Origin of the sequence: Mesorhizobium sp. M0243, from assembly GCF_040321775.1 — a bacterium.
Classification (GTDB): domain Bacteria; phylum Pseudomonadota; class Alphaproteobacteria; order Rhizobiales; family Rhizobiaceae; genus Mesorhizobium.
This window is the reverse complement of sequence record NZ_JAMYSF010000007.1, coordinates 220,739-240,544: the sequence shown is the minus strand read 5'-3', so window position 1 is coordinate 240,544 and position 19,806 is coordinate 220,739. Positions and strand designations below refer to the sequence as shown.

Here is a 19,806-nt window from a genome sequence, read left to right as displayed (position 1 = left end):
ACGACCTCAAAATCAAAAGGTTTCATGACGTCAGCCGACTTGAACCTGAAATCAACGCAGTGGCGGAACCGGCCGCAAAAACCTTTTCGCCGCCGATCCAGACGCCCTTCGTGTCGAGATCGTCCGACAGCGCGACCATGTCCGCGGCCGTGCCGTTGGCGAATCGGCCCAGCCGGTGCGACTGGCCGATTGCTTGCGCCGGATAGAGCGAGGCCATGCGCAAGGCCTCGGAAAGCTCGACCCCGACGACGCGGTGGATGAAACGAACGGCCGAGATCATATCGAGATCGGCGCCCGCCAGCGTTCCGTCGGCGAGCCTCAGGCTGCCATCCCTTCGATAGATGGTGCGGCCGTTGAGTGTGAACGACGTCATGTCGGTGCCGATTGTCGCCATGGCGTCGGTGACCAGCACGATTTTGCCGGGACCTTGCTTGGCGCGCAGCGCGATCTTGATCGTGGCCGGGTCGACATGGATGCCGTCGGCGATGAGACCGGCGGACAAGCTGCCGATGTCGATGGCAGCCCCCGCCAGTCCAGGTTCGCGATTGCCGATCTGGCTCATCGCGTTGAACAGATGGGTGACCATCGAGGCGCCGGCCTCTGCAAAGGCGCTGGCGGCGGCATAGCCGGTATCGGAATGGCCAAGGCTGACGATGATGCCGGCCTTGGCGAGTGCCGCGACGCGCGCCGGCTCGACGGATTCCGGGGCAATGGTGGTGAGCAGCACCGGTAGTTTTTGCCGCGCGGCGATCAGCATCGCCTGGTCGGCGTCCGTCATCGGCCGGATCAGCGCCGGATCATGTGCGCCCTTGCGGGCGACCGACAGATGCGGGCCTTCGAGATGCAGTCCGAGAAACCCAGGCACCTTCTGGCGCGCCGCTGCCTCGCCGGCGGCGACAGCGGCGGCGGTGATGTCTGATGTGTCGGTGATCAGAGTCGGCAGCAGCGCCGTCGTGCCGAAGGGCGCATGTGCGCGGCAGATGGTCTCGATCGAAGCGACATCGGGGTGGTCATTGAGCATGACGCCGCCACCGCCATTGACCTGCAGGTCGACGAAGCCCGGCGTCAGCACGCCGCCGCCGGTGTCGACGACGCGGATATCCGAGGCGATGGCGCCGGCGGGCAAAATGGCCTCGACGAGACCGTCGCGCACGACAAGTGCGTGGCCTTCATGCCAGTCGTCGCCGTCGAAAACCCGGGCGCCAGTCAGGGCAAAGCGATCGCTCATACTGTCTCCGTCACCTTGCGAAGATTGCGCGGCGTGTCCGGGTCGAGACCGCGATGGCGGGCAAAGGCCTCGACGAACATGTAGAAGGAGACGATCAGCGTCAGCGGATCGGTCAGCGGGTGGCCGGTGGCGACATGCGGCAGGCGCACAGCGCGTTTGCCAAGTGCGGAGGTGACGAACACCGGCGCGCCCTTGGCCGCCAGGCTGTCGGCGGCCTCGGCAATGGACGGTTCGGAGGCGTCGCGCGCAGCCAGCGCCAGCACCGGAAAATCGGGGCCGATCAGCGCCAGCGGGCCGTGCATGACTTCGGCGGCGCTGTAGGCTTCCGCATGCATGCCGCAGGTCTCCTTGAATTTCAGCGCCGCCTCATTGGCCATCGCCGCCGACGGTCCGCGGCCGAGGATGAACAGCGATTTCTGCTTCTCGATCGTCTCAGACAGCACGCTCATCCAGTCGCAGGCGATCGCCTTGCCGAAATGCTCCGGCAGGCGGGCAAGTGCGGCCAACAGCGCATCGTCACCGGTGGCGTGCGCCATCAGAGCGAGGCCGGCGACGGCCGAATTGATGAAGGTCTTGGTGGCCGCCACGCTGCGCTCGGGGCCGGCCAGGATATCGATCGCATAGTCCGATGCGCGCGCCAGCGGCGAATCAGCGGTGTTGGTGATGGCGATGGTCAGCGCGCCCCCCGCCCGCGCGGTTTCGGCCATAGCGACGATATCGGGGCTCTTGCCCGACTGCGAGATCGCCAGGCAGGCCGAGCCGGCGAGCCTGAGCTTGCGGCCGTAGATCGAGGCGATCGACGGGCCGACCGACGCGACGGCCAGGCCGGCGGTCAGTTCGACGGCATATTTCATGAAGGTGGCGGCATGGTCGGACGAGCCGCGCGCCACGGTGACGACAAACTGCGGGTCGCGTTCGCGGATGCCGCGCCCGGCCTCGGTCAACACGGCGCCGGAGCCGTCGAGCAGGCGGGCGACCGCTTGCGGGACCTCCTCGATCTCGCGCCGCATATGGGTCATTTCTGTCGTGCTCATGGTCGGCCCTCTTCGCTCGGCCCTGTCAGCCGCAGTTCGGCGACGAAATCATAGGCGTCGCCCCGGTAGATGGAGCGGGTGAATTCGATCACCTTGCCGCTCGCCAGATAGGAAATGCGTTCGATGTGCAGGCCGGCAATGCCTGGCGGCACTTCGAGCAGGCGCGCGTCGCTGTCGCCGAGATTGGCGGCGGAAATGCGCTGCACGGCGCGCACCGGCCGGTTGCCGGTCAATTCCAGCGCCGCATAGAGCGAGGAGCCTATATCGGCCGGGTCGGGCAACACGCTGGCCGACAGCGAGGCGCGCTCGATCGCCAGCGGTGTGTCGTTGGCGATGCGCAGGCGCGCCACGCGCGCCACGAGTTCGCTCGACGACAGGCCGAGCACCATCATCTCGTCGGGCGAAGGTGCGTAAAGGCCTCGGTCGAGCCATGCCGAACGCACAGCCATGCCGCGCCGCGCCATGTCTTCGGTGAACGAGGTCAGCCGCGACAGCGACTGTTCGACACGCTCCATGCGCGGCGCCACGAAAGTGCCGGAGCCGTGGCGCTGCACCAGGATGCCGCCCTTGACGAGGTCCTGCACCGCCTTGCGCACGGTGACCCGCGAAATATCGGCCTTGGTGGCGATGTCGCGCTCGGAAGGCAGCGCGTCGCCCGGCCCGATCAGGCCGCGATTGACCGCGTCCTCGATGCTCTTGCGAAGCTGCAGATAAAGCGGCGCGCCGCTTTGCGCCTGATGTTTGAGCGTGGCGAAGATCTGGTCGGCGGCCTCGCTCATCGAGTTGCCTCCGCGTGTCCGGCGAAAAGGCGAACCGCCATCTGCACCGCGCCGCCCAGCGCGTCGTCGAGCGGCGGCTTCAGCAGCGCCCGGTAGCGGGCAGACAGCCGCGGCGCGTAGAGCGGCGCCAGCCCGCCGAGCAGGCACAGCGGCGCGTCTTCTGAGAGGTCGAGCGCGCCGAGCGAGGCTTCGACATCGGCGACCACCCTGTCGAGGATCCAGTTGGCGACGCTGTCGCCCTTCCCGGCATGCTCGAACACCTTGGGTGCGAAGCCGCCGAAGTCACCCGGCTTGGCATTGGTGGTGAATTCGACGACGTCCTCCGGGTTGTTGCGGAACACGGCCAGCATGCTCTGCGTCAGCGGCGAACCTTCGCGGACGCCGTCATAGGCAAGCAGTGTCTGTTCGAGCAGGTCGCGGCCGATACGGGCGCCGCTGCCCTGGTCGCCAACCTGGAAGCCCCAGCCGCCGATGGCGCGCGATTTGCCTTGTCTGCGCGCCATATAGGCGGTGCCGGTGCCGAGGATCGCCATGGCGCCGTCGCCGGAGCCGACAGCGCCTTCCAGCGCGATCTCGGCGTCGGTCTCGACGCGGCTGATGCTGAATGGCAGGATCGCTTCAAGCTGCTGCCGGTAGGTGCCGACATTGGCGCCGGCAAGGCCGAGAATTGCGGGTGTTTGCGAGATCAGTTCCGGATCCTGCCCGGCGGCGAGGAACGCCTGCCTGGCGGCCTCGACGATGTTCGAGCGGGCGCCGGTCAGGTCGGTGCGTATGTTGGCGGCGCCGCTTTTGGCGCGGCCAACAACAGTGCCATCCGCTGTTGCCAGGGCAGCCCTGCAGCTGGTGCCGCCACCATCGATTCCGAGCACGAGATTCACGTGGTTTCTCCTCCATGCGGATAATACCAATAAAATACCAATAGCCAAGGGTTAATTTCCGTTTCAAAAAGATTAAGCCGTATTTTATTGAAAAACCTATGCATTTCGTCGGCTCAGCGATTTCTGGCCAGCGAATTCGTTAATGCGTGTGGACAAGTGGTATTTTTTTGGTATTGTTCTGGTATTGGAGGAACCGGGATGGCCGAAACGCGCACCGAAGCGCTTCACCAGAATGCCGAGGGGCTGGATATCCAAGCCCCGGACGCCATCCTTTCCTATTTGGCCGACGCGCAGATCGAAGCCGCAAAAGTTGTGCGCCATGCCATCCCGTCCATCGCCAGGGCAGCAGAAATCATCGCCGGTGGGTTGAAGAGTGGCGGCAAGCTTGCCTATGCGGCGGCCGGCAGCTCCGGCCTGATGGCGCTGGCCGATGCGCTTGAATTGCCCGGCACCTTCGGTATTCACCGCGACCGCATTGCTATCCTGATCGCCGGCGGCGACGACGCTTTCCGCACATTGGCCGGCGGGCCGGAAGACGATACCGAGGAGGCCGCGGCAGCGGTCGCCAAGGCCGGCCTCGGCAAGGGCGACTGCCTGATCGCCATTTCCGCCAGCGGCACGACGCCCTATGCCGTCAAGGCGATCGAGGAAGCCGCCCGTCGGGGCGCCGCCACCATCGGCATCGCCAACAACAGGGACTCTGCGCTGCTGCGCCAGGCACAAACCGCCATCCTGCTCGAAACACCGCCGGAACTGATCGCCGGCTCTACGCGCATGGGCGCCGGCACTGCCCAGAAGATCGCGCTCAACATGCTGTCGACGCTGACCGCCATCCATCTCGGCCATGTGCATGACGGCTACATGGTCAATCTCATGGCCGACAACATCAAGCTGCGCGACCGCGCGGCGCGCATCGTCGCCGCGATCAGCGGGCGCGGCACGGACGAAGCGGCCCGTCTGCTCGAGAAGAGCGGCGGCGCGGTCAAGACCGCCATTCTGCTCGCAGCAGGCGCCGACAGCACTGACGCGGCGCAGAAGATACTGGAAGAGGCCGGCCAGAAGCTGCGGCCGGCCCTTTCCGCTATAGAGGGGAGCAAGGGGCGCACTGCCTCCGTTCTCATCAAAACCGAACCTGAAAAAGGTCAACAGGGAGACTGAGCATGACAACGAAACTACTGACGGCACTGCTTCTGGGCACCAGCATTCTCGGCTCGGCCGGGGTTGCCTATGCCGACGACGTAACGCTCAACATCGAAAGCTGGCGCGGCGACGACCTTGCCATCTGGAAGGATAAGCTGATCCCGGCTTTCGAAGCCAAGAATCCGGGCATCAAGGTGGTGTTCGCGCCGTCGGCTCCGACCGAATATGACGCAGCGCTCGGCGCCAAGCTCGCCGCCGGCTCGGCGGGCGACCTGATCACCTGCCGCCCATTCGACAAGTCGCTCGAGCTGTTCAAGAAGGGCAACCTTGCCGATCTCTCGGCGCTGCCCGGCATGGAGAACTTCTCGCCCGTGGCAAAGTCCGCCTGGCAGACCGACGACGGCAAGGCGAGCTTCTGCGTGCCGATGGCCTCGGTCATTCACGGCTTCATCTACAACAAGGACGCCTTCGAAAAGCTCGGCATCAAGGTGCCGGAGACCCGCGACGAGTTCTTCGCCGCGCTCGAGAAGATCAAGGCCGACGGCACCTACATCCCGATGGCGATGGGCACCAAGGATCTCTGGGAAGCCGCGACCATGGGCTACCAGAACATCGGCCCGAACTACTGGAAGGGCGAGGACGGCCGCGCAGCGCTGATCAAGGGCGATCAGAAGCTGACCGACAAGGACTGGGTCGCGCCGTATGAGGAACTGGCCAAGTGGAAGCCTTATCTGGGTGACGGTTTCGAGGCGCAGACCTATCCGGACAGCCAGAACCTGTTCACGCTCGGCCGCGCCGCCATCTACCCGGCCGGCTCGTGGGAAATCGGCCTGTTCAACACCCAGGCCCAGTTCAAGATGGGCGCCTTCCCGCCGCCGGTCGAAAAGGCCGGCGACACCTGCTACATCTCCGACCATACCGATATCGGCATGGGCCTGAACGCCGCTTCGAAGAACGCCGATGCGGCCAAGACCTTCCTGTCCTGGGTCGCTTCGCCGGATTTCGCCACCATCTACGCCAACGCGCTGCCGGGCTTCTTCAGCCTGAACTCCTCGCCGGTGAAGATGGCAGACCCGCTGGCGCAGGAATTCGTCTCCTGGCGCGCCAAGTGCAAGCCGACGATCCGTTCGACCTACCAGATCCTGTCGCGCGGCACGCCGAACCTCGAGAACGAGACCTGGGTTGAATCGGCCAACGTCATCAACGGCACCGATACGCCGGAAGCCGCGGCCAAGAAGCTGCAGACCGGTCTCGACAGCTGGTACAAGCCGGCGAAGTAAGAGCTCAGGCAACGAGATCGGCCGGGCGTATGCCTGGCCGGTCTCGGACTATCCTGGTTTTTCAGATTGCGATTGTCGGCACCGCCTCTCGGCCTTACCCTCGCTGTTGTGGGGAAAGGCTAGCTGACCAGTCGCAGGCCTTTGTTCTTGCCGCATCGGGCAAGAACGGTCGGGCCGTGCATCGAGGCATCATCTAGATCGATACCCTTTGGAACCGAGAGACGGCGGGGACTGAACTCATGGCCGCAGAAACACGACCGAAAAGACCGTTCCGCTGGCACATCGGCATCTTCCTGGCGCCGGCGGTGCTCGTCTACACGGCGATCATGATCCTGCCGCTCGCCGGCACGCTGCAGCTGTCGCTGTTCCGCAACATCGAGCAGCATCAGGTCTTCGTCGGGCTGCAAAACTTCCGCACCCTGTTCGGCGACCCCAACTGGTCGGTGGGTTTCTGGAACGCGCTCAGGAACAACACCTGGTTCTTCATCATCCACATGCTGGTGCAGAACCCGATCGGCGTCATGCTGGCCGCGCTGCTGTCCAGCCCGAGACTGAGATTCGCGGCCTTCTACCGCACGGCGATCTTCGTTCCGACGATCCTGTCCTTCGTCATCGTCGGCTTCGCCTGGAAGCTGATCCTGTCGCCGCTGTGGGGCGTGGCGCCGCATCTGATGGATCTTGTCGGCCTGAAAAGCTTGTTCACGCCGTGGCTGGGCAAGGAGCAATATGCTCTGACGGCGCTTAGCCTGATCTCGGTGTGGCAGTTCGTCGGCATCCCGATGATGCTGATCTACGCAGCCCTGCTGTCGATTCCCGAAGAGGTGATCGAGGCGGCCGAATGCGACGGCATTACCGGCCTGTCGCAGTTCTGGAAGATCAAGCTGCCGCTGATCCTGCCATCGATCGGCATCATCTCGATCCTCACCTTCGTCGGCAATTTCAACGCCTTCGACCTGATCTACACCGCGCAAGGGGCGCTCGCCGGGCCAAACTATTCGACCGACATTCTCGGCACCTTCCTCTATCGCGCCTTCTTCGGTTTCCAGCTGCAGACCGGCGACCCCAATATGGGCGCGGCGATCGCCACGATGATGTTCCTGATCATCCTCGGCGGCGTCTGCGTCTACCTCTTCCTCGTCCAGACGCGCCTGCGTCGCTACCAGTTCTGAGGGGCGAGATGTCGAGCTTGAACACCCCCCTCTGGCCTGCCGGCCGTCTCCCCCGCAAGGGGGGAGATTGGCAGCGTTGGCCTTGCCGGCCATCTTGCTGCGTTGGTGATTGGCGAAAGCAGTCGCGACATCCGATCTCCCCCCTTGCGGGGGAGATGTCCGGCAGGACAGAGGGGGGTGCCTTGGCGCCATTCCTTGGAAGTGTGCGTCAGGAGACCTCCCAATGAGCACCGCCACCCGTTCCGTGCCCCGCACCATCGGCGCCCACGCGATCCTGTTGACCTACACGGCGATCGCGCTGTTTCCGGTGATCCTCGTCATCATGAACTCGTTCAAGTCGCGCGCGGGCATCTTCGGCGCGCCGCTGACGCCGCCGACGCCCAAAACCTTCGACCTGATCGGCTACACGACGGTGATCGGCCAGGGCGACTTCATCCACTATTTCCAGAACAGCCTCGTCGTCACCGTCGCCTCGCTGTTCTTCGTGCTGTTGTTCGGCGCCATGGCGGCGTTCGCGCTGTCGGAATACCGCTTCCGCGGCAACTCGCTGATGGGGCTTTATCTGGCGCTCGGCATTATGATCCCGATCCGGCTGGGCACCGTCGCCATCCTGCAATTGATGGTGGCGAGCGGGCTGGTCAACACGCTGACGGCGCTGATCCTGGTCTACACCGCGCAGGGCCTGCCGCTTGCCGTGTTCATCCTGTCGGAATTCATGAAGCAGGTGTCCGACGATCTGAAGAATGCCGGCCGCATCGACGGCCTGTCCGAATACACCATCTTCTTCCGCCTGGTGCTGCCGCTGGTCAGGCCCTCGATGGCAACCGTCGCCGTCTTCACCATGATCCCGATCTGGAACGATCTGTGGTTCCCGCTGATCCTGGCGCCGTCAGAAGAAACCAAGACGGTGACGCTCGGCGCCCAGCTCTTCCTCGGCCAGTTCGTCACCAACTGGAACGCCATCCTGGCCGCACTGTCGCTGGCGATCATGCCGGTGCTGATCCTCTACGTCATCTTCTCGCGGCAGCTGATCCGCGGCATCACGTCCGGAGCCGTCAAGTGAACTCTGAAACACCTCTTCGCGTCGTCGTTGCCGGCCTCGGCAATATGGGCCGCAGCCACGCGCTGGCCTACCATGCCAATCCAGGTTTTCAGATCGCAGCGCTGATCAACCGCTCCGACGTGCCGCTGCCGGACAGACTGTCGGGTTACGGCATAAGGCGCTCCTTCGATGAAGCCCTGCGTGACGAAAAGCCCGATGTCGCCTGCATCGCCACCTATTCCGACAGCCATGCCGACTATGCGGTGAGGGCGTTCGAGGCCGGTTGCCATGTCTTCGTCGAAAAGCCGCTGGCAACGACGGTGGCCGACGCCAAGCGCGTCGTCGCGGCGGCGAAGGCCAATGGCAGAAAACTGGTGATCGGCTATATCCTGCGCCATCACCCGTCCTGGATCAGGCTGATCGCCGAAGCGCGCAAGCTAAGCGGCCCCTACGTTTTCCGCATGAACCTCAATCAGCAATCCTCGGGCCACACCTGGGAGACGCACAAGCAGTTGATGCAGACGACGTCGCCGATCGTCGACTGCGGCGTGCACTATCTCGACGTCATGCTGCAGATCACCGATGCCAAACCGATCGAGGTGCGTGGCATGGGCGTGCGGCTGACCGAGGAGGTGGCACCCTCGATGTACAATTACGGCCATCTGCAGGTGCTGTTCGATGACGGGTCGGTCGGCTGGTATGAGGCCGGCTGGGGGCCGATGATTTCGGAAACGGCGTTCTTCGTGAAAGACGTGATCTCGCCCAAGGGCTGCGTATCGATCGTGATGAAGGAAGGCGTCAAGTCCGACGACATCGACACCCACACCAAGACCTCGACCATTCGCCTGCACAGCGCCGCGACCGGCGCGGACGGCAAGTTTCTCAAGGCCGACGAAATGCTGTCGATGGCAGGCGAACCCGGCCATCAGGACCTCTGCGACCTCGAACAGGCCTTCGTGCTGAAGGCGATCCGCGAGGATCTGGATCTCACCAAACATATGGACGACGCGGTCAAATCGCTCGCCGTCTGCCTTGCCGCAGACGAGAGCGTGCGCAGTGGAAAGGCGGTGCGATTGTGACCGCAGAATTGTCGTCACGGGTTGCATTCGCGCCCACATTCCAATCCGGAGGATCGCCGTGGGCTCGCTGAACATTGAGAACGTGAAAAAGGCCTTCGGGCCGGTCGAGGTGCTGAAGGGCATCAACCTCGAAGTGAACGACGGCGAATTCGTCGTCTTCGTCGGCCCGTCTGGCTGCGGCAAGTCGACCTTGCTCCGAGTCATTGCCGGACTGGAGGATTCGACCTCGGGCCGCGTCGTCATCGACGGCGCGGACGTCTCGGCCACGCCGCCGGCCAAGCGTGGCATCGCCATGGTGTTCCAGACCTATGCGCTCTACCCGCATCTGACGGTGAAGAACAATATGGGCCTTGGCCTCAAGCAGGCAGGAACGCCGGCGGCCGAAATCGAGCGCCGCATCGGCATCGCGTCATCGATGCTGTCGCTGGAGCCCTATCTCGAAAGACGGCCGGCCGAACTCTCCGGCGGCCAGCGCCAGCGCGTCGCCATCGGCCGCGCCGTGGTGCGCGAGCCAAAGCTTTTTCTCTTCGACGAGCCGCTTTCGAACCTCGATGCGGCACTGCGCGTCAACACGCGGCTGGAGATCGCGCAGCTGCATCGCCGGCTGAAGGCAACGATGATCTACGTCACCCACGACCAGGTCGAGGCGATGACGCTGGCCGACAAGATCGTCGTGCTCAATGCCGGCAGGATTGAGCAGATCGGCGGCCCGATGGAGCTCTACAATTCGCCGGCAAATGAGTTCGTCGCCGGCTTCATCGGCTCACCGAAGATGAATTTCGTCGACGGCGCCCGCCTCGGCGAAACCGCCAAGACCATCGGCGTGCGGCCGGAACATTTGACCGTCGATCCGAAATCCGGCGCCTGGAAGGGAACGGTGGTGCACGCCGAGCATCTCGGCGCCGACACCAATCTGTATCTCGACTGCGAGAAGGCCGGTCTGATCACCGTGCGGATCTTTGGTGTTTATGATGCCGAGCCGGGTGCCACGCTGTATGCGACGCCGGATCCGGCGAAGACGTATCGGTTTGGCGCTGATGGGAAGGTGTTGAAGTAGCTTGACACCCTCTTCCTTTCCCCTCCCTCCGGAGGGGGGAGAGGTGGCGCCGCGAAGCGGCGACGGAGTGGGGGAAGACCTGGACCCAAGCCAAAACCGCCATAGGATAGGGACTGACGTGTCAGTACAGTCGCTTCGACAGACGAGCGGATCGAGCCCCCACTCCGTCGAGCTTCGCTCGCCACCTCTCCCCCGATCGACGGGGTAGAGGAAAGGCGCGAAACCGCCCCTTCCTCTTCTCATTCCAGAGACACAAGGAGAGAACAGAGAAGCCTACACGTCAGCCTTGAACGTCTGCTTCTGCTGCCCCAAGCCTTCAATGCCGAGCTCCACCACATCGCCTGCCTTCAAAAACACCGGCGGCTTCATGCCGAGGCCAACGCCGGGCGGGGTGCCGGTGGAGATAATGTCGCCGGGGTGCAGCGACATGAACTGGCTGAGATAGGACACCAGATACTTTACGCCGTAGACCATGGTCTTGGTCGAGCCGTTCTGCATCGTCTTGCCGTTGACGGTCAGCCACATTTTGAGGTTCTGCGGATCGGCTACCTCGTCCTTGGTCACCAACCACGGGCCGGTCGGGCCGAACGTGTCGCAGGACTTGCCCTTGGTCCACTGGCCCTGGCGCTCGGCCTGGAAGGCGCGTTCGGAGACATCGTGGGCAACGCTATAGCCGGCGACATAGTCGAGCGCATCGGCCTCGCTGACATATTTGGCGGTTTTGCCGATGACCACGGCCAGTTCGACTTCCCAGTCGGTTTTCTCCGAGCCGCGCGGGATCAGCACGTCGTCATCCGGCCCGACAATGGCCGAGCTTGCCTTCATGAAAATGATCGGCTCCGGCGGCACGGTGGCGCCGGTCTCGGCGGCGTGGTCGGAATAGTTGAGGCCGATGCAGATGAACTTGCCGGTTCCGGTAACGCAGGCGCCGAGGCGCGGGCTGCCGGAAACCGCCGGTAGCGACTTGGGATCCAGCTTGGCCAGTGCAGCCAGCGATGCCGGGTCGAGCGTCTTGCCGCCGATATCGGTGACGTGAGCGGAGAGATCACGGATCGTTCCATCCGCATCGAGCAGGCCGGGACGTTCGCTTCCCACCTCGCCATAGCGCAGCAGTTTCATCTAAATCCTTCTCCTGATTGCGGCCTCGTGGCCCTTTGCAAACTTTCCGCCAAGGCGATGCTCCTTCAAGGAACCGGCGGACCGTACCCATCGACCTGACTACGGACAAGCGCGATCGCCATACAAGATAGCCGGCGCGCGGGATTTTCAGACTCTTCGATCCCCTGTTAAACGCCGGGAAAGGGCCAGATCGTCCTGCTCGCGTATGATTTCCGCAGTCAGATCGACCAGCCGCCGTCGATATTGTAGGCCTGCCCGGACGTGTAGGTGGCGCCGGCCAGATAGACGGCGAGATCGGCGATTTCCTCCGGCGTGCCGAGCCGGCCCATTGGCTGGCGGGCGATGAAGGCGGCGCGGGCGGCATCGTAGTCGCCTTGCGCGTGCATGCGGTCCTGCAGCGACGGGCTCTCGACCGTGCCGGGGCAAATGGCGTTGCAGCGTATGCCCTTGCCGACATAGTCGGCGGCGATCGCCTTGGTCAGGCCGATGACGGCGGCCTTGGTCAGGCCATAGACGAAGCGGTTGGGCACGCCCTTGGTCGAACTGGCCAGCGAGGCCATGTTGATGATCGATCCGTCGCCGCGTTCCAGCATGCCGGGCAGCACAGCCCGGCTGGTGCGGATCATGGCGCGAACATTGAGGTTCAGCGCGAAATCGAGGTCGCCGTCCTTCATCTCCAGGATCGAGCCCGAATGGACGAAACCGGCGCAGTTGAACAGCACGTCGACGACACCGATCTCGGCAAAGGCGGCGTTGACGGCTTCGTCGTTGAGCACGTCCAGCTTGCGGGTCTTGATCCCCGGCGTCTTGGCGAGTTCCGCCAGCAGGGCCTCGTTGATGTCGGTGGCGTAGACGATGGCGCCAGCTTTTGCGAAGGCCAGTGCGCTCGCCTTGCCGATGCCTTGCGCCGCTGCCGTGACGACAACGACCTTGCCTGCCAGATCCGCCATACTGTTCTCCTCGTCCACTGGGATAGTTCGGGTCTACCTGCGGCTGGCCAAGGCGTCATGTGCCAGTCACGCATGATCGTGCAGCCTGCGCCGTTGATCGTTCACTGATAAAGATGTTTTTTCTCGTTAAAGAACATCTGTCCGTGCGTCAACCCCGAACACGGTCTCGACAGCACCGGGGGGAGCTCAAAGCGCGCGACGCGCTTTGGCTCTTTGCCTTTATATATGTCGTTGCCCCAAAACCGCTGCGCACTTTTGGGCGACATACATTAATCGCCGTAAGGCACCCAGACATTCTTGACCTCGACGGCGCGGCGCAGGAAGGCGTCGCCGGCGGCTTCGTCGGATGCCCAGTCGAGGCCGCGGCCATTTCCGCTCCAGATGCGCTTGAGGTTGCCGATGGACTCGGCTTCCGCCTGGGCGCAGGTCTCAGCATCGGCGAACACCCAGAGCCCGTCGACGTCGTCATGCTTGGCCAGCACGCCGGCAAGTTCGGCGCTGCGACCGGTGACGATGTTGATGGCGCCTGAGGGAACGTCGGAATATTCGATGACCTGGTAGAGATCGGTGGCCAGCAGCGGATAGCGCTCCGAAGGCACCGCGACCACGGTGTTGCCCATGGCCAGCGCCGGTGCGACCAGCGAGATCAGGCCGAGCAGCGGCGAGCTGTCGGGGGCGACGATGCCGACGACGCCGACCGGTTCATGAAGCGCCAGCGTCACGGCACGCGCCGGCGGCTGGTGCACGCGGCCCTCGAACTTGTCGGCCAGACCGGCATAGAGGAAGAGGCGCTCTATGGACTGTTCTACTTCTTCCCGCGCGGCCTTGGCGCTGGCGCCGGTCAGCTCGGTGAGGCGGGCGGCAAACTCGGCGGCGCGGCCGGAGAGATTTTCGGCCAGATAGTAAAGCACCTGACTGCGGTTATAGGCGGTCGCCTCGGGCCAGCCCCTACAGGCGCGGGCTGCGGAGACAGCGTCGCGGATATCCTTGCGGCTGCCGAGACCAACCTCACCGGCCAGCTTGCCCTTGGCGGTGGCGACAGCCAGCGAATAATTGCCGTCCGGCCGTACCTGCTTGCCGCCGATGAATAGCTTTGCCGTGCGGTCGATTGCCGAGCCGTCGGCCTGCTCGACTGGCTGTGCGGAGGTCGTCGCCGGCTTGATGATCTGGCCGAGCGGCAGTTTCGCCGCGAGATATTCGAACATGCCCTCGCGCCCGCCGTCGCGACCGAAACCGCTCTCGCGGTAGCCGCCGAAGCCGCAGGCGGCGTCGAACATGTTGGTGCCGTTGACCCAGACCACGCCGGCCTTCAATTGCGGCGCGACGTGCAGGGCAAGGTTGACGTTCTCGCTCCACACCGAGGCGGCGAGGCCATAGCGCGTGTTGTTGGCGAGCTCGATCGCTTCCTCGGTATTGCGGAAGGTCATGGTCGCCAGAACAGGGCCGAACACCTCTTCTTGCGCCAATATGTTAGCCGGCGAAACACCTGTGGCGAGCGTCGGCAGATGGTAGTAGCCGGAAGACGGCAGCGCCGCATCCGGCTGCCAGCAGACGGCGCCCTGCCTGGCACCTTCGGCGACCAGGCCCTTGACGCGCTCGAGCTGTGTGGCGTCGACCAGCGGGCCGATATCGGTGTTCTTGTCGAGCGGGCTGCCGACGCGCAGCCGGCTCATCCGCGTCTTGACCTTGGCGATCAGGGCGTCGGCGATGCCTTCCTGGACCAGCAGTCGCGAACCGGCGCAGCATACCTGGCCCTGGTTGAACCAGATACCGTCGACCAGGCCTTCGACGGCGCTGTCGAGATCGGCATCCTCGAAGACGATGAAGGCCGACTTGCCGCCAAGTTCCAGCGACAGTTTCTTGCCCGAGCCGGCGGTGGCTTTCCGGATGATCTTGCCGACTTCGGAAGAACCGGTAAAGGCGATCTTCTGGATGCCGGGATGGTTGACGATGGCCCCGCCGGCCTCAGGACCGCCCTGCACGATGTTGACGACACCTTTCGGCACGCCGGCGCGCTCGCAGATCTCAGCAAACAGGATTGATGTCAGCGGCGTAAACTCGGCCGGCTTCAGCACCACGGTGCAGCCGGCGGCGAGGGCCGGCGCGATCTTCCAGGCCAGCATCAGCAGCGGAAAGTTCCACGGGATGATCTGGCCGACCACGCCGACACCCTTGTGGCCGGGGAAATCCTTGTCCAGCGCCTGCGCCCAACCGGCATGGTGTATGAAATGGCGGATCGCCAGCGGCACGTCGATGTCGCGGCTTTCGCGGATCGGCTTGCCGTTGTCGATGGTCTCAAGCACTGCGAACAGGCGCTGGTGGCGCTGCATGGCGCGGCCGATGGCATAAAGCACCTTGGCGCGCTGATAGCCCGAGGCTGCCGACCACTTCGGCAGCGCCTTGGTGGCCGCCGCAACCGCCGCGTCGATGTCGACGGCATTGGCGTCGGATATCTTGGCCAGCAGCTTGCCGGAAGACGGCTCGCTGGTTTCGAAAGTCTTGCCGCCGGACGCGGCTTTCCAGTCGCCGCCGATGAACAGCGCCTTGCCGAAATCGCGCGCGGCAAGCCATGCATCGGCCTCGTTGCGGGCTTCCGGCGCCGGGCCGTACTCCATGGCATGATAGCGATCGAGGATGTTCATCAGGTGCCTCCTTCACCCTCCCGCCTGGGAGGGTCGATCGGCAAAGCCGATCGGGTGTGGTGCGCTCAAGCCATCGCGTGGCGATGATTGGCCGAATAGTGCCCGGTCAGATGGTGCTCGAGCTGGCGCTCGATATCGGTCAAGAGGCTCGACGCGCCGAAGCGGAACAAGTCTGGCTCCAGCCATGGCCGGCCGAGCTCTTCCTTCATCAGCACCAGCCAGTCGAGCGAGGCCTTGGCCGTGGAAATGCCGCCGGCCGGCTTGAAGCCGATGAGGTAACCGGTTTCCTCGAAATAGGCCCTGATGGCGCGCACCATGGCGAGGCCGACGGGCAGCGTCGCATTGACGCTTTCCTTGCCGGTCGAGGTCTTGATGAAGTCGGCACCTGCCATCATCGCCACCATCGAGGCCAGCATGACATTGCGCAGCGTGGCGAGGTCGCCGGTGCCGAGAATGACCTTCAGATGCGCGTCACCGCAAGCGGCGCGCATCGAGACGATCTCATTGTAAAGCTCCCGCCAGTTGGCGCCGAACACCAGCCCGCGTGGAATGACCACGTCGATCTCGTCGGCGCCGTCGCGGACCGAGGCTTCGATTTCCTGCAGCCGGGTCGACAGGGGTGCCAGACCATGCGGGAAGGCGGTGGAGACGGCGGCGACGTGGATGCCGGTGCCGCGCACGGCGTCGACGGCGGTGGCGACGAAGGGATGGTAGACGCAGACGGCGGCCGGGCGGATGGTTTCACCTGATATGCCGAGGCCCTCGACAATGTCGCGGCGGAACGGGTTGATCGCCTTGGCGCAGAGCCGGCGCACGCGCTCCTCGGTGTCGTTGGAATTCAGCGTCGTCAGATCCATGCAGGAGACGGCCTTTAGCAGCCAGGCGGCCTGGTTGTCGGCCTTGATCGAGCGCCGCTTGGTCAGGCTGGCGACGCGCCGTTCCAGCGCCGAGCGGTTGACGCTGCGCACCGATTCCATGAAGCCGAGATCGAGCTTCATGCCGGGATTGCGCGCAATGCGATGGTCCGGTGGAACGGCTGTGTTGGCGGCGGCACGCGCCGGCAGCGGCGTCACCTTGGACGAGCCGATATCGGCTTCTCGGATTGTGCTGCTCATCTCCTGCCCTTTCATTCAGCGACGTGTGCCGAAGATAGCCCGCGAAGTCGTACTTCACGAGTCCTGCAGACGGTGATAGCCGAAAAAGGCGGCGAAAGCAGCAGTTTTTGACCGCGCGGTCAAAAACGCAGACTTCGAGATGTTAGGTGCGGCTCAGCCGACGAAAGCGCGCTCGACCACGAAGGTCGCCGGGTGGCTCAGCGAACCTTCCTCGAAGCCGAGGCTTTCGGCCAGTTCCTTGACGTCCTTCAGCATATGCATCGAGCCGCAGATCATGATGCGGTCGGTTTCCGGGCTGAGCTTGTCGATGCCGAGATCGCTGTAGAACTTGCCGGAGCCGATCAGCGCGGTGATGCGGCCCATGCGTGCCGACTCTTCGCGGGTCGTCGAATTGTAGAGCGTGACGCGCCCAGTGGTCAGTTCACCGATCAGCGGGTCGCTTTCCAACGCCGCGACCAGCTCCTGGCCGTAGGTGAGTTCCGCATTGTCGCGGCAGGTATGGGTCAGGACCAGCTGATCGAATTTGTCGTAGGTGTCAGGGTCGCGCAGCAGGCTGGCGAAAGGCGCGATGCCGGTGCCGGTCGAGATCATGAACAGCCGCTTGGCCGGGGTCAGCGCGTCGACCACCAGCGTGCCGGTCGACTTCTGGCGCATGATGACGGTGTCGCCGACCTGGATCTTCTGCAGCTCCGAGGTCAGCGGGCCGTCCGGCACCTTGATCGAGAAGAATTCCAGCTCTTCGTCCCAGGCCGGACTTGCCACCGAATAGGCGCGGTACACCGGCTTCTCGGCATTGGGCAGGCCGATCATGACGAACTCGCCGGAGCGGAAGCGCAGCGACTGCGGACGGGTGATGCGGAACGAGAACAGCCGATCGGTATAGTGCTTCACCGAGACGACGGTTTCGGCATAGACGTTGGCCGGAATCGGGAACTGCAGCGGTCGGGCGCCGACGGTGTTGAGAGCGGATGTGGTGTTCATCAAATCCAACCTTCTGGCCCAACCGTGGAGGCGGGCGCCAAACTTTCACCTGCACGCCCGGACCATTCAGATCCCGGCGGGCTGTTCGCACACTGCAAAGCGGCAAGCTCTTGTGTCCGGAATTTATTAGTATACAAACGATATTTGCGTCAAGATGCTCCCTTAAAACAGCTTTCCAAACTGGCGCATATCCGTAGTCCGCGCATTTCGGGTTTCGACGATGGAAGAGAATATTTCGGCGCAAGCGAGCAATTCCCGGGGAAATGTCGTCGCCGGTATCGATGTCGGTGGCACCTTCACCGACCTGCTCCTGATCGACGGAAGCGACGGCGGCCGGGTGTATCTGGCCAAGACGCCGACCACGGTGGACAACCAGGCTTTCGGTGTCGTTTCGGCACTCGGCGCCACCGGATTTGCCATCGATAGCATCGACCTCATCGTGCATGGCACGACCACCACCACCAATGCGGTGCTGGAACGCCGGCTGGCGAAAACCGGCATGATCACCACGCGCGGTTTTCGCGACGTGATCGAACTGGGTCGGCGCACGCGGCCGCAGGCCTATGGCATGACCGGCAGCTTCGTGCCGATCATTCCGCGCAATCTCAGGCTCGAAGTCTCGGAGCGCGTCGAAGCATCGGGCGCGGTGCGCACGCCGCTCGACGAGACCGAGATGCGCGACGCCGTGCAGACGCTGATCGCGGCCGGTTGCGAATCCCTCGTCATCCATTTCCTGCATTCCTACGCCAACCCGGCACATGAGCGGCGCGCCGCCGAAATCGCCGCCGAGCTCTGGCCGAACGGCTACATCACGGCAGGCCACGCGCTGCTGTCGGAGGCGCGCGAGTTCGAGCGCGGCGTCACCGCGTCGGTCAACGCCTCCGTGCAGCCGATCCTCGAGCGCTATGTCGAGCGGCTGCGCAAGGAATTGGGCGCAAAAGGCTATGCCCGCGACTTCCTGATCATGAACGGCAATGGCGGCATGATCTCGGCCCGCTTCGTCACACGTGAATCGGCCAAGACGGTCATGTCCGGCCCGGCCTCCGGCGTCATCGCCGCCGCCTATACCGGAAAACGCGCCGGCTTCGAAAACCTCGTCACCTATGACATGGGCGGCACCTCGACCGACGTGGCGCTGATCCGCAATGCCGAGCCGGCAGTCTCGAACGAGATCGAGATCGAATATGCGATGCCGATCCATGTGCCGATGGTGGCGGTGCACACGGTCGGCGCCGGCGGCGGCTCGATCGCCCGCGTCGATGCGGCCGGCCTGATCCAGATCGGTCCGGAAAGTGCCGGCGCCAATCCCGGCCCGATCTGCTACGGACGTGGCGGCCTCGAGCCAACCATTACCGACGCCAATCTGGTGCTCGGCCGGCTGGCGCCGAAGAAGCTGCTGGCGGTCCAAAATCCCGTCACATCAGAGCGCGTCACCAGCATTTTCGAGGACAAGATCGGCAAGGCGACCGGCCTGTCCGGCGTCGAGGCGGCGGGCGCGGTGCTGCGGCTCGGCAACATGAAGATGGCCGGCGCCATCCGCATGGTCTCGGTGTCGCGCGGCCATGACCCTCGTGATTTCGCGCTGTTCGCCTTTGGCGGCGCCGGCCCGCTGCATGCGACCGCCCTGGCGCGCGAACTCGGCCTGCCCAAGGTGCTGGTGCCGGCGCGTCCGGGCATCACCAACGCACTCGGCTGCGTCGTCGCCGACCTGCGCCATGACTTCGTCAACACCATCAACCAGCCGGTGGCGGTGCTCGACGAAAAACAGCTTCATACTGTATTGGAACGCCACCGAAACGAAGGTGAAGAGCTGATCGGCAAGGAAGCGGTGAAGCCGGAGACGATCCGCGTTACCCACTCCGCCGACATGCAGTTCGTCGGCCAGACCCACATCATCAACGTGCCGCTGCCGTCCTCATCGGTGACGCGGGCAACACTGCAGCAGCTTTTCGAAAAGGCGTATTTCGCCCGCTTCAAGGTCGAACTGCCGGAAATCCGCGCCAACCTCGTCAATCTCAACACGTCGGTGACCGGCGTGCGTCCGGCGATCGATCTGTCGCGGCTGATCGATCCGGCGGGGCGCGCAACAACGCTGGATGAGGCAAGGCGCGAAATCCGGCCGGTCTGGTATGGCGGGCGTTGGCACGATACGCCGGTATATGCACGCGAAAAACTGCCGCTTGACGCTGAAATCGAAGGGCCGGCGATCCTCGAACAGATGGACGCCACCACCGTGCTCGAGCCCGGCGACCGCGCACGCTGCGACGCCGACGGCAACATCATCATCGACATCGGCGAGGCCTGAGATGCCTG

General features: G+C 64.1%; 16 protein-coding genes. 7 read left to right on the top strand and 9 right to left on the bottom strand.

Going from position 1 to position 19,806, the window contains the following annotated elements:
• Positions 1-22: 22 nt before the first annotated feature.
• Genes nagA through NKJ11_RS12300 form a run of 4 tightly spaced genes read right to left on the bottom strand, consistent with a single transcriptional unit; the run spans position 23 to position 3,919 of the window.
• Complete coding sequence (gene nagA, locus NKJ11_RS12315) at positions 23-1,228, bottom strand: N-acetylglucosamine-6-phosphate deacetylase (protein WP_352793421.1); 1,206 nt, start codon at positions 1,226-1,228, stop codon at positions 23-25.
• Entirely contained in the window at positions 1,225-2,262 is a 1,038-nt protein-coding gene (locus tag NKJ11_RS12310; RefSeq protein WP_352793420.1) for an SIS domain-containing protein, read from the bottom strand. The genes nagA and NKJ11_RS12310 overlap by 4 nt, the downstream gene beginning before the upstream one ends.
• On the bottom strand, positions 2,259-3,041 hold the full coding sequence (locus NKJ11_RS12305; protein ID WP_027040192.1) for a GntR family transcriptional regulator: 783 nt from the start codon (positions 3,039-3,041) through the stop codon (positions 2,259-2,261). Before NKJ11_RS12305 ends, NKJ11_RS12310 begins: the two co-directional genes overlap by 4 nt.
• On the bottom strand, positions 3,038-3,919 hold the full coding sequence (locus NKJ11_RS12300; protein WP_352611526.1) for a glucosamine kinase nucleotide-binding domain-containing protein: 882 nt from the start codon (positions 3,917-3,919) through the stop codon (positions 3,038-3,040). Before NKJ11_RS12300 ends, NKJ11_RS12305 begins: the two co-directional genes overlap by 4 nt.
• Positions 3,920-4,117: 198 nt before the next feature.
• Here NKJ11_RS12300 and NKJ11_RS12295 point away from each other — a divergent pair, with 198 nt between their 5' ends.
• The 6 genes from NKJ11_RS12295 (at position 4,118) to NKJ11_RS12270 (ending at position 10,686) form a co-directional block, all read left to right on the top strand.
• Positions 4,118-5,077, top strand: coding sequence for an N-acetylmuramic acid 6-phosphate etherase (locus NKJ11_RS12295; protein ID WP_352611525.1), 960 nt, complete (start codon positions 4,118-4,120; stop codon positions 5,075-5,077).
• A 2-nt stretch (positions 5,078-5,079) separates the two neighbouring features.
• The gene (locus NKJ11_RS12290) at positions 5,080-6,339 is read left to right on the top strand and encodes an ABC transporter substrate-binding protein (protein ID WP_352793419.1); all 1,260 of its coding nucleotides are present in this window, start codon (positions 5,080-5,082) and stop codon (positions 6,337-6,339) included.
• 239 nt (positions 6,340-6,578) lie between these two features.
• Positions 6,579-7,508: a carbohydrate ABC transporter permease gene (locus NKJ11_RS12285; protein WP_352752009.1), complete on the top strand. Its 930-nt coding sequence runs from the start codon at positions 6,579-6,581 to the stop codon at positions 7,506-7,508.
• Between the two features lie 223 nt (positions 7,509-7,731).
• On the top strand, positions 7,732-8,571 hold the full coding sequence (locus tag NKJ11_RS12280; protein WP_127380895.1) for a carbohydrate ABC transporter permease: 840 nt from the start codon (positions 7,732-7,734) through the stop codon (positions 8,569-8,571).
• Positions 8,568-9,629 carry a Gfo/Idh/MocA family protein gene (locus tag NKJ11_RS12275; RefSeq protein ID WP_352752006.1) on the top strand — a complete coding sequence of 354 codons (1,062 nt, stop codon included), beginning with the start codon at positions 8,568-8,570 and terminating at the stop codon, positions 9,627-9,629. The genes NKJ11_RS12280 and NKJ11_RS12275 overlap by 4 nt, the downstream gene beginning before the upstream one ends.
• 58 nt (positions 9,630-9,687) lie before the next feature.
• Positions 9,688-10,686 (top strand): ABC transporter ATP-binding protein, encoded by a 999-nt coding sequence (locus NKJ11_RS12270; protein WP_023810856.1) that lies wholly within the window; start codon positions 9,688-9,690, stop codon positions 10,684-10,686.
• A 273-nt stretch (positions 10,687-10,959) separates the two neighbouring features.
• Here the strand turns inward: NKJ11_RS12270 and NKJ11_RS12265 are convergent, their stop codons facing one another.
• The 5 genes from NKJ11_RS12265 to NKJ11_RS12245 all read right to left on the bottom strand — a co-directional run bounded on the left by NKJ11_RS12265 (position 10,960) and on the right by NKJ11_RS12245 (position 17,493).
• Positions 10,960-11,805: a fumarylacetoacetate hydrolase family protein gene (locus tag NKJ11_RS12265; RefSeq protein ID WP_023810855.1), complete on the bottom strand. Its 846-nt coding sequence runs from the start codon at positions 11,803-11,805 to the stop codon at positions 10,960-10,962.
• A 218-nt stretch (positions 11,806-12,023) separates the two neighbouring features.
• Positions 12,024-12,755 (bottom strand): SDR family oxidoreductase, encoded by a 732-nt coding sequence (locus NKJ11_RS12260; protein ID WP_023810854.1) that lies wholly within the window; start codon positions 12,753-12,755, stop codon positions 12,024-12,026.
• Positions 12,756-13,024: 269 nt separating this feature from the next.
• Entirely contained in the window at positions 13,025-15,397 is a 2,373-nt protein-coding gene (locus tag NKJ11_RS12255) for an aldehyde dehydrogenase family protein (RefSeq protein WP_352793418.1), read from the bottom strand.
• 65 nt (positions 15,398-15,462) lie between these two features.
• Positions 15,463-16,512, bottom strand: coding sequence for a deoxyribose-phosphate aldolase (gene deoC, locus NKJ11_RS12250; protein WP_352553257.1), 1,050 nt, complete (start codon positions 16,510-16,512; stop codon positions 15,463-15,465).
• A 153-nt stretch (positions 16,513-16,665) separates the two neighbouring features.
• A complete protein-coding gene (locus tag NKJ11_RS12245) occupies positions 16,666-17,493 on the bottom strand; it encodes a ferredoxin--NADP reductase (RefSeq protein WP_127294708.1) in 828 nt (275 codons plus the stop codon).
• 220 nt (positions 17,494-17,713) lie between these two features.
• Here NKJ11_RS12245 and NKJ11_RS12240 point away from each other — a divergent pair, with 220 nt between their 5' ends.
• Positions 17,714-19,798, top strand: coding sequence for a hydantoinase/oxoprolinase family protein (locus NKJ11_RS12240; RefSeq protein ID WP_352793416.1), 2,085 nt, complete (start codon positions 17,714-17,716; stop codon positions 19,796-19,798).
• The last annotated feature ends 8 nt before the right edge of the window (positions 19,799-19,806 follow it).